This window comes from Dyadobacter arcticus (assembly GCF_011762185.1).
Classification (GTDB): Bacteria; Bacteroidota; Bacteroidia; order Cytophagales; family Spirosomataceae; genus Dyadobacter; species Dyadobacter arcticus.
Genome location: NZ_JAASQJ010000001.1, coordinates 556,512 through 569,286, shown reverse-complemented (window position 1 = coordinate 569,286; position 12,775 = coordinate 556,512). Strand labels below are relative to the sequence as shown.

Here is a 12,775-nt window from a genome sequence, read left to right as displayed (position 1 = left end):
ATTTCACCCCGATTATTCTTTCAATTTTCGTCCTTGGTCAAGGGCACAAAATCCTTAAATGCCTTTTTTATCGCATTGTCGTTTGCTTCTTTTTTACTTTCCCAATTCGCATCTAATTCAAGCGCAACTAATCCACTCAAATTCATTAATGACTTAAACTCGTCGAGCTTTCTAATAAAGTCCGGCTGCCGGCGTGACGACTTTTGGGCATATTCCCGTGCAAAAACATCCCCTTTATTTTGGAGCTCGTTTTTCTTTTGCATGACATAATTAAACCGGTCCAATAAGCCGTTCACCGATTTCCCTATTACTTCTGTTGCTTCAAGCGTTCCAACTGTGGCAACAGTGGTTCCGCCAATAGTTGTAATGTAACCACGGGTATCAGGGTTTGCTTTTGCTATAACTGGCGCCAAACCGGTGGTTGCTCCCAATGAGGCATTTAAGAGAGACCGGCTGCGCTTTCCCTTTTTAGCTCTCGAGTAAGCCCTTTTTAATTCGCCTTCTCTTTCCGTCATCTGCTCCAAGAGCCCCCAGGCATTAACCAGTGCACCACGATAAAGGCTATAAACAAAATTATCCCGCAGGCTTTCATCAACCGTATTCTTAATCACAAATTTGACAGTTTTCTCTTTTTTATTTTGCGCCTTATCCATAACATAAAATGTCATGTTAAACGCAAGAGTGTCAAAAGGGTCTTTGACAAAATCAAAACCCGGCTCCCAAATGAATTCGTAACTAGTTGGACTGTTCTTTACCAAAGCAGTCGTGGGTACTTTCTTGTTTTCTGAAATGAAGTTAAATGTGGTAATATCATCTTCTCCATTTGGATCCGATAAGGAAAATCGCAAGTTGATCCGATTATTTTCAGGACTTTTAACTACCGAGTTTTGAGGAATGATTGTGAAATCCGGCGCCAGGTCCATCTGAGTCGCATCAAGCTTTAATCTTCCTTTTGTCCTTGCTTTTGAAGGCTGATCTTCAACAAAAAACTCCATAAAACGGGGGCCTTTTTTGAGGATTGTAAATTGGCTCATGGATGGTTCCCAGGTGATTTCACCAGCTGCCGTCAATTTCATCCCCTCAGGCATTTCTTCTAAAATTGGGACAAAAATGATAGGATCTCCATCCTGGTCACGAACAGACCCCATGTCAATTTTATACACATTTTGTGTCTTATACTGAACATAAAATGGCTGCAACTCATCTATTTGGGGAGGCCGATTAATATGATTAACCTTGAAAACTATTTCCCTTGTAACATTTTCGCCGGCCACGTTTTGAGCCTCAAAGATGACGGGAAAGTTTTTAGTTGTGTTAATTCGGTCGGCAATATCGAACCCAGGGGTCCAGACAAAATGACCAGAGGAGTCAAATTTCATTTCTTTTAATAATCCGCTGGGCACGTTAAATCTGACTGAGTCACTTTTCCGACCCCTTACCTGAAGATGAAAATTAATTTCTTTGCCTTCCTGTAAAATGTTCCACTCCGGTTCATCCGGAAATATTATCTGTAAAGGACCGTTTGAAGCATTCTTCATATTATCCTGTCCCTGCGCCTGGAAAAATAAAAAAACAGCTGGCAGAAGTATCAGTATTTTATGAATATGTTTTATTATCATAACGTCAAAAATATAATTTATTCAATGGGTTAAAGAATTCTCTGATTTTAACGCAAAACTAGTAAATCCTATATAGAATGCCCTGTGATTACTTCTGAAACTGGATTTTACAGAATCGCTGTTTTCACAAAATAGGACGTTTGCATTTTTCGAATATTTACCTCTTTACGGAGCTATGATAAAAGCCGGTAGATAGCATATTTTACCGCAAAATCTTGGAAATACAAAAACCGGAAAGCAGCCATTTTAAAGACTGCTCTCCGGTTTTTTAAGTTCAATTACCTACTTACTATTTTTTCTTAGGCGTTGTAGCAGGAGCGGCTGCTGGTGTTGTTGTAGCGGCCGGTTTCGTGGGTGTTGCAGAGGCCGGAGCTGCTGCTTCCACTTTATCAGGATCTACTCCTAGTTTCCGCAGGATCAAGTTTGTTGCATTGTTTTCTTCGGATGCAGCAAACAAAATAATTGGAGTAGTTCCCTGGCCTGCATCCATATTCAATATATAAAGAAAACCACTTTCCTTTCCCACTTCCTGAATCGCATTATTAACCTTGGTCAGGATTGGCTCCAACAGCTGCTGTTGCTTTGTTTGTAGGGAAGTCTGTGCATTGGTTTGCATCTCCTGAATGCGGGTCTGCAGATTTTGCAACTCTTTCTCTTTATCAGCGCGAATCACATCTGTCATGTTTGCGCCGTTTTTCTGATAAGCCTCGTATTTTTCCTGCGCTTCCTTATAAGTTTCGCTTAATGCCTTGTCTAATTGCGCCTTGGTCACTTCAAGCTGATTCTGCATTACCTTACTTTCAGGTAACTTACTGATCACATAATCTACATTTGTATAACCTATTTTAGTAAGTCCGCTTGCAGGGGTAGTTTGAGCTAACAGAGGGGAGGTGATAATGGTCATAACGACCAAAAAAGCCATCAATTTTTGTTTCATTGCTTGTTATTAAGTTTACTGTTTGTACTTTTTTGTTTTGGTGAGTTTTCTACCGGCAATTGAACAGGCTGCTCTGATTTGCCAATTTTTTCGTTAGATAAAGCTTTGATGGCCTTGGGATCAATCCCTAATTCTTCCATTACATAGTCTGAATAATCATGCTTTGGATTTGTGTAAAGCATGCCAACATCACTGGATTTATCAAACATAAAATCAAGCCTTCGCTGACTGCAAACTTTGGTAACTGCTCTCTGGACTTTTTCAAGGACCGGCTTCATGAGCTCCTTTTTCTTTTGAAAGAGCAATCCCTCCATTCCAAAGATCTTACTATTATAATCCCCGGCTTCGAGCTCCTTCTCTTTTATTTCATTCTGTCTTTTCCGTTTCAGATCTTCGGTTAGTAAAATCTCTTCCGCCATGTAGGCTCGCTGCATCCGATCAATCTCTGAAAATTTGTCCCGAATTTCTTTTGCCCACTTCTCCGAGAATTTTTTCATCTCAGTTTGCGCCGCCTGATACTCCGGCAATTTACTGGTTATGAACTCCATATCAGTATATCCTATCTTCTGAGCGGATGCAACTGATATACATAGAATTGACAAAACTAGTAAAATAAAAAACTTCTTCATGCCAACGGGCTAATAATTTGCAAACTTCTTAACGAAACGACTTTCGGAATATTATCTTATTTGCTGTCCTATCGTGAAATGGAACTGGGGTCCGCTACGCTTCGGTTCTCCCTGAATTTTATCGAATCCATAACCCCAATCAATCCCTAAAAGACCAAATGCTGGCATAAATATACGCGCTCCAACACCTGCCGAACGCTTAAGATCGAAAGGATTGAATTCTTTATAAGTACCCCAGTTATTTCCTCCTTCAGCAAACCCAAGTATGAAAATCGTCGCTTGTGGATTCAATGAAACGGGGTAACGTAGCTCCATTACATATTTGTTGTAAACGATACCTCCACCTGATGCCGGATACCCATTTTGCGCCAACGGACCTACTTTCTGATCCTGGTAACCTCGAAGGCCAATGATATCCTGATCGGCCAAAGAGAACGATCCCTGTCCAGCCAATCCCGATCCCCCTACAATGAAGCGTCCAAATGGGCTATACCCCACTTTGTTTCCATAGGCGCCGAGATAACCCATGTGCGCCCGGGTACTTAATACGAGCTTTCCGGTAATTGTAGCGTAATAGCTAGCGTCAAACATCCATTTATGATATTCAACCCAGCGATATGTGTCAGTTTTGTCAGTAAATGCTTTTTGTCTCAGCACTGAATACGGTGGCGTGAATGTTCCGCTCAACGAAATGTTACTTCCGCTTCTTGGAAATTGAAAGTCACTTAATGTATTCCTTGAAATTGTGGTATTGAAGGAAATGTTGTTGGAAGATCCTGTGCTGTAACCGATCCTGAAAATATCCAAACTGTCCAAACGATACCTTTGATACGATAAGGAATGGGTCATGACCAGGTTACGATCCGGTTCTTTCAAGCGGCGGCCCAATGAAACGGTAATCCCATTATTGAAATATCCACCCCTGTAATTGATGTTACGTGAACCACCGGTACTAGCTCCATAACCATATAAGGAACTATAATCGGTCATCCGATAAACGGTACGTTGCAGGGAAACGCCGAAATTAATTGGCTTTTTCCCGCCAAGCCAGGGCTCGCTGAATGAAAGCGAATAGGTTTGATATTGTTTACCATTAGCCTGGAAACGAAGCGATAGCTTCTGACCATCTCCGGATGGCAATGGCCTCCAAGTTTCCCGGTTTGGAATATTCTTTAACGAAAAGTTATTGAAAACCAATCCAAGAGTTCCTACGAAACCAATATAACCTCCCCAACCACCTGACAGCTCAATCTGATCCGAAGGTTTTTCCTCCACTGTATACTCAATGTCCACAGTTCCATCCGCCTGATTTGGAATTGGGTTGATCTGAATTTTTTCAGGGTCAAAATATCCCATTTGAGACAATTGACGCTGAGTATTGATGATTTCTGTTTTGCTGAACTTCTGGCCCGGCAATGTAAATAGTTCTCGCAGGACCACACGGTCGCTTGTTTTCGTATTACCATTTAGAAGAATACGGTTGATGGTGGCCTGCTTACCTTCAAACATCCTTAGTTCAACATCGATCGAATCGCCTTCCACTGACTTTTCAGTAGGTTCAATGCGAAAATAGAGGTAACCGTCGTCCATGTAGATTGAACTTACGTCGGAACCAGGAATACCATTGATTTTCTTATCCAGTTCTTCAGGATTATAGACGTCTCCTTTCTTCACGCCCAACCTGTCGCTCAGATACTGAGATGGATATAAATAGTTTCCCGACCAGGAGATGTTGCGGTAAAAGTATTTGGTACCTTCCTCAATTTTCAGGTCAATACTGATGGTTTCATCACCATTTTTAATTGTATCAAACTCAATCGTAGCATCGCGGTAACCGTTTTTACGATAGTAAGCAATCAGTTTCTCCTTATCCTCATCGTATTTTTTTGGAATATATTTCGATGGATTGAAAAGCCTCCCAATTCTTTTTTGCTTGGTACCTTTCATTTTGCGTTTCAGCAACTGATCACTGATAGCGGTATTTCCTTCGATATTGATTTTTTCGATTTTTACCTTCTTACCTTTTGTAATAGTAAAGTTGAGGGTAGCCTGCCCGCGTGTAGAATCCGGGATTTGCAGCACTTTTACTTTGGTATAGTAAAAGCCTTTGTCCATATAATATTTTTTGATGACAAGCTGGGTGTTCTTAATAATGGTTGGCGTAATAACCCTTCCCTTAATCAATTTCACCTTGTCATTCAGTGTCTCTCTCTCTCCCTTGCGGATCCCGGAGAATGAGACTTTATAAAGTCTTGGCCTTTCCTTAATGTGGATATTCAACCAGATTTTTTCTCCTTCAATTTTCGTAGCCAGGATTTCAACGTCATCCAATGTACCGAAATCCATCATCCGTTTTACTGATGAGCTTACTGCAGGTCCCGGAATCCGTATCTTATCGCCAGGCTTGAGACCGGAAATGGATACCATGGAGTTTGGATCCAGAAATTGCGTTCCTGAAACGGTTACTTCCGAAATCGTGTAGTCTTTGGGATTTGCCGGATCAATACCGAGGTTGGTTGCCGGTGTTGAAGGGCGGCTGCCAGCGGCGCCTAATCCTACGCGTTGCGCATTTGCCGACAGACAGCAGCAAACGAATAATAGTGCGGAAAGGCCTTTCAAGTGTGATAGTGATTTATTCAAATTTTTTACAAGGTTCATACTGTTCTGCTTAGCTCTATTTCGCTTTAACTTGTTCACCTGTTTTACCAAAGCGTCGTTCCCTGTTCTGGTAGGCCAGAATCGCCTCATACAAATGTTCCCTCCGGAAATCCGGCCAAAAAAGATCTTCATAAAAATATAACTCTGCATAGGCTAATTGCCACAACAAAAAATTGCTGATGCGGTGATCACCACCGGTACGAAGCATCAGATCAACCTCAGGGCGGCTTTTGGTAGCCAGATTTGCGGAAATCATTTCTTCATTGATTTCTTCCGGAATCAGCGTCCCCTTTTTTACATCTTCTGCTATTTTTCTTGTTGCCTGCGCGATATCCCACTTTCCGCTATAACCAAGAGCCAGGACAAGATTTAAACCGGTATTTTGCCTTGTCGCCTCTATGGCTTCAGCAAGCTGTCTCTGGCAACTGCTTGGTAGGCTCTCCGTATCCCCAATCGTGTCCATCCTCACATTGTTGTTCAGCATTGTAGGCAATTCGTTGCGGATAGACTGAACGAGCAATTCCATTAATGCTTTCACTTCAAACTCCGGGCGTGCCCAGTTTTCGGTCGAAAATGCGTAGAGCGTCAGGACAGAAACGCCTAATTCAGCACAACCTTCGGTAACTTCTCTAACGGCCTTAATTGCATTGCGATGGCCGAAAATCCGCGCTGCTCCCTGGTTTTGGGCCCATCGTCCGTTACCGTCCATGATAACGGCTATGTGCTTTGGCAGATTGCCCGTATCAATGAGCTCCTTCATTACTCCTGACTCCCTTTAACCTTTTTTAACAAAAAGAATATACAATATCCGGGATCGCAGGGATTTCCGAATAATCTTGTAAATCCCAAGCCTCATAAGGAATCACGTTGTCCATCAACAGTACGCCGGGCAAGTTAGTTTTGTGCCGAAAGTCGAAAAAAATCAACAGCAAAAAACTCCTGACAAACGGAAAAAGCTCTGACAAACAGCCGTTTAACCTATGAAAACATATATGGGATTTTAAACAAGGGCGCAATTTAGCAATAAGTATTGCCTCATCAAAATCAATGTTGGGTACCATGCAGGTAATGTAACCGGATTAATTATCTAGAAGATGGCGGATCGCATCGGTATAGGTGCTGCCGCTGGTGACTTGCGAAGCTTTACGGTCACGCATAATGATCACGAATTTTCCGTTGAAATGCTTCTGGATTTCCTTAATGTGGTGGGAATTAACAATGCCCGCGCGGCTGACCCGGAGGTAATGATTGGGCAGCTTTTCCTCCAATGATGTTAATGTATAGTTGAGGAGATATTTCTGGCCATCTAGTGTATTAAGGAAAACATACTTTTCCTCAGCATCAAAGTGGGTAATCTCAGTCATTGGAATTAATAAAATACGATCTCCTGACTTTACTGATAAAGAGAATATTTCCCTCTTAGGCTTCATTTCTTCCAGTAATCTAAGCAGATTATCTGAATAAGGATTTTCAATGCCATGATTGCTTGTTATTACCATGGTCATATTCCGTATTTTATCAATGGTCTTCATTAGCCGGTCGTTTTCTACCGGTTTCAGTAAATAATCCACCGAGTTTTCTTCAAATGCACGGATTGCATATTGGTCATATGCAGTGGAAAATACCACCAGCGGCATCTTAGTAAGCTTCGAAAGCATTTCAAAGCCGTTTAGAAGGGGCATTTCAATGTCAAGGAAGATGAGATCAGGGTGATATTTGTCAATTTCTACTAATCCTTCTGCACCGTTTCTTGCTTCCGAAATAATCGTAAAAACGTCAGGGTGTTTTTCTAATAACCGCCTTAACCGACTTAATGCCAGCGGCTCGTCATCAATGAGAATGGTTTTAAGAGGGAACTGCATGGGCGGTCTGTTGTTGTTGCTGAATAGCCGATTTTTGGATTGCTATATTAACAGATTTTGGATTGTTGTGTAGTTCCAGCTTGGCGTCATCGCCATAAAGCAGTTTTAATTTATCCTGAATACTACGGATTCCATATCCTGCCCCCATCGTATCCGGAAAAGCCGGGCCATTATCATGCACACAAAGGTGCAGCCAGCTATCTTCCTCATAAATTTTTACAACAATGCTTCCCTGATCTGCCATTCGGGAAATGCCATGCTTGATCGCGTTTTCCACAATAGGTTGCAATATGAACTTGGGAACTTCCAGATTTCGGAGTTCGCCATCGGTAACTTCCACCGTAAACTTGAGCCTGTCGCCGAAACGCACTTTTTCCACCTGCAAGTAAGTTTCTACCATTTCCAATTCATTTTCAATGGTATCAAAGTACTCATTGGTTTTACGGCCCGTGGTGTATCTAAACAACTTGGATAACAGCAGGGTCATCTCCTCCGCCTTATCCGGATCAACGTGAACAAGGCTTGCAATGCTATTCAAAGAATTATAGAGAAAATGAGGGTTGATCCTTGCCTGTAATGCATCCAGTTCAGCCCTGGTTTTTAGCTTTTCTAAATTAAGAAGCTGATATTCCTGATCAGATATTTTTCGTGAAATTTGTTTTCCTTCTCTGCTGAGATAGTAAAAAACATTGGCTACGACGATCGTTCCCCACATATACCAGTACCATGGGGCGTTGTGGGCAGTTTCTGTTGGATATTTAGCATTGTAATTCTTGACAATATTCGTCCCGAAAACGAAATACAATGCAATGCTCGAGAGGTAGTTCACCAAGAATACGATAACAGATAATATGAGATGCTTGACAAACAATCTCTTAAGAATCATATCGAGCCAGAATGTGAAACTCTGCGTTACCAATATTGTACAAACTCCGGCAACAACATTATTTAAAATAAGGTATTGATAAAGCTTGATCCGGATAGGCTCGTCGGTGTAATAAATTTCGGCGGTGAAATATACGATTGCATTGATGCCATATAGGATTACAGCTCCCAGTATGACGGCAACCAACGTCCCAATCCATCCCTGGTTTTGAATAATGCCGATCAAACTGAAATCCTGCCAGCGGAACGACTTCTCTTGTGATGTAAAACTAAAATTAGCTCCGTCGACATTCGCGCCGGTTAGGTCTACATCTGACAGGCTGCTGAAACTCAAGTCTGCATTGCGCAGGTCGGCGTTCCTAAAAGTAGTGCCATCCAAAGACGAGAAACGAAGCTTAGCATTGCGCAAATTGGCCCCATTGAAGTTAATGTCTTTCAGACTGGAGAAACTGAAATCTGAATTTTCCAGATTCATATTGCTAAAATCCCTCCCATCCAGCGAGGAAGCCGTCATGCGCATCTGCTTCACTTTTTTATCCTCCATTATCTTTTCATGAGGCGTTCCTACTAATTACTTTGAGATAACATCCATTCGGTCTCAACTTTGCCCCAATCGGGATGTATTGCACTTTGAGGTTTGAAAGCGGAAAATTTTTGCCGGGCTTTTTCCAGGAACGGCTTGGCTACTTTCTTGCCCCCTCCATATTCTTCCGGCGTAAAGAACAAATTTGACCCTTCCAGATAATAAATGCGTGGATTCTCAGCGTTTGCAGCTTTTGCCGCCTCCAGGTACTCGCTGAATTTTGCGCCGTCTTCCTGGTATCGGTTCATTGGATCTGCCGCCAGATGGATTTGAGATTGATAGGCCTTCATCACCAGCAGTTCATCATTTGGTTTCCCCAAAATCCCTTCCGCATCTTTTAATAAGACATTTGCCTTGTCCAGATACTGATCTTTTTCGGTCAGGCTTGCACCAACGAAACCCAGGATCACATTGCTGTAAGCAGCATAATATTTAGGAAGCCATTCTTTGGGCTCCGCAGAAGCAATTCTTTCAAAACGATTGGAAATATCCTGTAATGTTTTCACATCAGGTTTGGCCTTGTCCAAGCTGTTCAAGGCCTGTATGCCTTCGGTCATGGCCTGGGTATATTTCTCATTTTGAGCCATAACGGCACAGATTGATAACATAAATACCACTGCAATTGCAAATAGATTTTTCATTGGATTACGGTTAAAGATTTGATGTTAGTAATTTCAAAAATCGTTTTTCTCCACTTTTGCCTTTTTAGAAAGCATGATCTGCATTCCCACAAAGAAACTACGATAGCTCTGTGGACCAACTGCATAACGCGTTTTGCCGTCGGGGGTGTAACGGTATGTAAATACATTCTTGGTGTTGAGTATATTATCAACATTGGCATAAAAAATGACCAGGTTGCCCTTAATGCTTTGAAGCTTGCTGGCTTGAATGCTTACATTATTTACTGAAGGTGTTTTATCAGACAAAAACTTTTCGTTGTTCGGATTGTAATAAGGTCTCCCGCTGGTGAATGCATAAGTCATGCTCACATTTGTGCGTGCTTTTGCAAACCATTTTTTTGTAATTAGGCTGATATTATGGTTGGAGATAAAAGTTGGAGTAGCGGATTGATCGAATTGCTGAAAAAGGCGCTCGGAGTCGACAAAACTGTATGTTACCCAGTAATCGAAATTCTTGATGGTTTTTTGATCCCGCCAGAAAAAGTCAAATCCTCTTGCGTAACCATTACCCTCATTATTGGTAGCCCCCCATGGAAAGCGGTATGGATTCGCATCAAATTTTTCGCCTGTAAACTCGCGCACGAGCTGCGCATAGTTCTTGTAGAACGTCTCAATCCTGAATGTGCGCTGATTTTTAATGATCTGATAATTCACGATTAAATGATCGGCGCGTTCGTAGTTCAGGTTTTTGTTAAGATATAAATAGCGGTAGTCCGGATTTTGATAGAATTGCCCCGCTGCGAGAGAGATTTGACTGTATTTTCCTGTTTTATAGGCAAATGACAATCTTGGAGCAAGATTTGCACGACCAATAAGGGATGAATATTCACCGCGAAGCCCCACGCGGCCTGCAAGTTGGCGGGTAATGTATATTTCGGATTCTACAAAAACAGCAGTATATCGGTCTTTAAGATGGTAAAGTTTGCCATCCACATCGTTGCTCAAATTGATCGCATGAGCCTCAGCACCGAAAAGAATGGTATTGTTACCTGTAAGCAATCTCGTGAGTACGAGCCTGGCTTGCGTTCTTTCATCAAAACGATCAAAACCAACACTGTCAAAAGTCATGTCGTCGCGGTTGCGGCTGTAAGAAAATCCCGAATTCAGCGACCACCTGCCTTCATTCCAGGAATCAGTATAAGTGCTGGTCGTGAATGCGTTGTTGTTACGTAAGACCAACTTTGTTTTTCCTGATTCATTCGCAGGATCTTTGGAATTCATACTCAAATGACTGTCTGAATACATTCCGTAAACTTTCAGCACACCATTTTTGCTTGTTTTGAGTCGATAAGTGAGTGACGACCCTTTAAATTCCGGTTCATGAAGCCATTCCACATTCTGCCTGACCAGCTTAAATAATGGTCTCAAATTTCCATAGTACCCTACCATGGAAACCGACTGATTTTTATTTGCATAATCATAATTAAGACCTGCATTTGCCAAATTAAGGCTTATTCCCAATCCATTGTTACTCACTTTATCCGTCGTGTTGAGCAATAAAACGGACGAAAGGGCCTGGCCATACTGGGCCGAATAACCTCCCGTGCTGAACGAAGTGCCTTTAAACATGAAGGGATTAAACCTGCCTCGCTGTTGAACATCGGGCAGTGAACTAAAAAATGGGTTCTGGACGATCATGCCATCGATCACAATTTTCGTTTCCTGGCCTGAGCCGCCACGCACAAACAACCCTTCTTGTTCACCGACTCTTTGTGCCCCCGGTAGAAATTGCATCGCGCCGGTAATATCTGCTGCTGCCCCGGCCGTGGTAACAATATCCAGCGGTTTCAACATGGCCATCCGCTTTTCGTCAGAAGCTTCGAAAGCGCCTGCGGTAATTACCACGGTATTAAGTTCATTGGCAAGTTCCTCCAATTGGATCACGAGATCAGCACCCTTTTCAGTCAATGTAATTTTCTGTTCAGAGCTTTCGAAGCCAACGAAACTTGCCGCAACCATTGCCGTATCCTTTTCCGAAGTTTTGAAACTGAATGTACCGTTGGCATTTGTTGTGGTACCATCGTAGGTACCTTTTAAAAACACATTAGTTCCCGGGAGTGGATTTCCCTTTTTGTCGGTAACCTTTCCAATGATCATTTTTTGCGAGTAGGCAACGGGCGAGGTCAATAACAGCAAATAATAAAAAAGCTTCATGGCTAATAGATTTGTGAACTGTTGACACAAATCTATCAGCCATGAAGCCTGATCTTATATGTTTTCCGACGAACTACCTGTTTACGCAGGATGAATATGCCAGCCGACGGAGTGAAAAACCGCTGACTACAGTTCTTCGAGCGTTATATTTTTCCAACGGACTTTAATTCCCCCTCCATCGTGAATCTGCAATGCGATGGAGCCGGTACCTGCGCCAATTTTAGCATCGTCGAAATCCACCATTGCATTGCCATTTAACCAAGTTTGTGTCTTATCGCCGACGGCACGAATGCGTAAGGTATTCCACTCGCCCATTTTCAAGAATCCTTCTTTTGCTTCTGGGATCTGTACGAGCCAATTGCGCCCGTATGATTCGTAGATACCGCCTGTATCATGGTTTGGCGGCGCAACCTCTACTTGCCAGCCCGATACCTTGGTACCATCCACAGTCGACCGGAAGAAAACACCACTGTTACCATTCGCCTCTTGCTTGAATTGCAGCGACAGGTCAAAGTTCTTGTAGAATTTCTCTGTTGTCAGATAACCATATTTTTTATCCGGGCCGCTTTCGCAAATGAGTTCTCCGTTTTCCACGTACCACTTCTCCGTTCCATTAATTTTCCAGCCACTAAGATCTCTTCCGTTAAATAATTTTTTGGGTTTTTTCTCAGGGCCTCCCGGATTGTCTTTTAATACCAAAAAGGCTGAATTGAGAAGGAAAATCGAGGCGCAAATGAGAAATAAATGTCTTGCTTTCAACATAAGAAG

Annotated in this window: 10 protein-coding genes; all 10 read right to left on the bottom strand. The window is 42.3% G+C overall.

Features of this window, described 5'->3' with window-relative positions; genetic code table 11:
• Nucleotides 1–20: 20 nt before the first annotated feature.
• Nucleotides 21–1,619 (bottom strand): hypothetical protein, encoded by a 1,599-nt coding sequence (locus tag FHS68_RS02550; RefSeq protein WP_167266956.1) that lies wholly within the window; start codon nucleotides 1,617–1,619, stop codon nucleotides 21–23.
• A 289-nt stretch (nucleotides 1,620–1,908) separates the two neighbouring features.
• Nucleotides 1,909–2,556 (bottom strand): OmpH/Skp family outer membrane protein, encoded by a 648-nt coding sequence (locus tag FHS68_RS02545; RefSeq protein WP_167266954.1) that lies wholly within the window; start codon nucleotides 2,554–2,556, stop codon nucleotides 1,909–1,911.
• On the bottom strand, nucleotides 2,553–3,185 hold the full coding sequence (locus FHS68_RS02540; protein WP_167266952.1) for an OmpH/Skp family outer membrane protein: 633 nt from the start codon (nucleotides 3,183–3,185) through the stop codon (nucleotides 2,553–2,555). Before FHS68_RS02540 ends, FHS68_RS02545 begins: the two co-directional genes overlap by 4 nt.
• 51 nt (nucleotides 3,186–3,236) lie before the next feature.
• Entirely contained in the window at nucleotides 3,237–5,843 is a 2,607-nt protein-coding gene (bamA, locus tag FHS68_RS02535; protein ID WP_229211745.1) for an outer membrane protein assembly factor BamA, read from the bottom strand.
• 16 nt (nucleotides 5,844–5,859) lie between these two features.
• The gene (gene uppS, locus FHS68_RS02530) at nucleotides 5,860–6,603 is read right to left on the bottom strand and encodes an undecaprenyl pyrophosphate synthase (protein ID WP_167266950.1); all 744 of its coding nucleotides are present in this window, start codon (nucleotides 6,601–6,603) and stop codon (nucleotides 5,860–5,862) included.
• Nucleotides 6,604–6,922: 319 nt separating this feature from the next.
• Nucleotides 6,923–7,705, bottom strand: coding sequence for a LytR/AlgR family response regulator transcription factor (locus FHS68_RS02525; protein ID WP_167266948.1), 783 nt, complete (start codon nucleotides 7,703–7,705; stop codon nucleotides 6,923–6,925).
• Nucleotides 7,689–9,134, bottom strand: coding sequence for a histidine kinase (locus FHS68_RS02520; protein WP_167266946.1), 1,446 nt, complete (start codon nucleotides 9,132–9,134; stop codon nucleotides 7,689–7,691). The genes FHS68_RS02525 and FHS68_RS02520 overlap by 17 nt, the downstream gene beginning before the upstream one ends.
• Nucleotides 9,135–9,157: 23 nt before the next feature.
• Nucleotides 9,158–9,814: a hypothetical protein gene (locus FHS68_RS02515; RefSeq protein WP_167266944.1), complete on the bottom strand. Its 657-nt coding sequence runs from the start codon at nucleotides 9,812–9,814 to the stop codon at nucleotides 9,158–9,160.
• A gap of 33 nt (nucleotides 9,815–9,847) precedes the next feature.
• Nucleotides 9,848–12,007: a TonB-dependent receptor gene (locus tag FHS68_RS02510; protein WP_167266942.1), complete on the bottom strand. Its 2,160-nt coding sequence runs from the start codon at nucleotides 12,005–12,007 to the stop codon at nucleotides 9,848–9,850.
• Between the two features lie 126 nt (nucleotides 12,008–12,133).
• A complete protein-coding gene (locus FHS68_RS02505; RefSeq protein ID WP_167266940.1) occupies nucleotides 12,134–12,769 on the bottom strand; it encodes a 3-keto-disaccharide hydrolase in 636 nt (211 codons plus the stop codon).
• Between the last annotated feature and the right edge of the window lie 6 nt (nucleotides 12,770–12,775).

What these genes read in the sequence shown, in the direction of transcription:
- FHS68_RS02515 (WP_167266944.1), bottom strand. Translation starts at nt 9,814, where the DNA reads ATGAAAAATCTATTTGCAATTGCAGTGGTATTTATGTTATCAATCTGT.
- FHS68_RS02525 (WP_167266948.1), bottom strand. Translation starts at nt 7,705, where the DNA reads ATGCAGTTCCCTCTTAAAACCATTCTCATTGATGACGAGCCGCTGGCA.
- FHS68_RS02510 (WP_167266942.1), bottom strand. Translation starts at nt 12,007, where the DNA reads ATGAAGCTTTTTTATTATTTGCTGTTATTGACCTCGCCCGTTGCCTAC.
- FHS68_RS02520 (WP_167266946.1), bottom strand. Translation starts at nt 9,134, where the DNA reads ATGGAGGATAAAAAAGTGAAGCAGATGCGCATGACGGCTTCCTCGCTG.
- FHS68_RS02505 (WP_167266940.1), bottom strand. Translation starts at nt 12,769, where the DNA reads ATGTTGAAAGCAAGACATTTATTTCTCATTTGCGCCTCGATTTTCCTT.
- uppS (WP_167266950.1), bottom strand. Translation starts at nt 6,603, where the DNA reads ATGAAGGAGCTCATTGATACGGGCAATCTGCCAAAGCACATAGCCGTT.
- FHS68_RS02550 (WP_167266956.1), bottom strand. Translation starts at nt 1,619, where the DNA reads ATGATAATAAAACATATTCATAAAATACTGATACTTCTGCCAGCTGTT.
- FHS68_RS02540 (WP_167266952.1), bottom strand. Translation starts at nt 3,185, where the DNA reads ATGAAGAAGTTTTTTATTTTACTAGTTTTGTCAATTCTATGTATATCA.
- FHS68_RS02545 (WP_167266954.1), bottom strand. Translation starts at nt 2,556, where the DNA reads ATGAAACAAAAATTGATGGCTTTTTTGGTCGTTATGACCATTATCACC.
- bamA (WP_229211745.1), bottom strand. Translation starts at nt 5,843, where the DNA reads ATGAACCTTGTAAAAAATTTGAATAAATCACTATCACACTTGAAAGGC.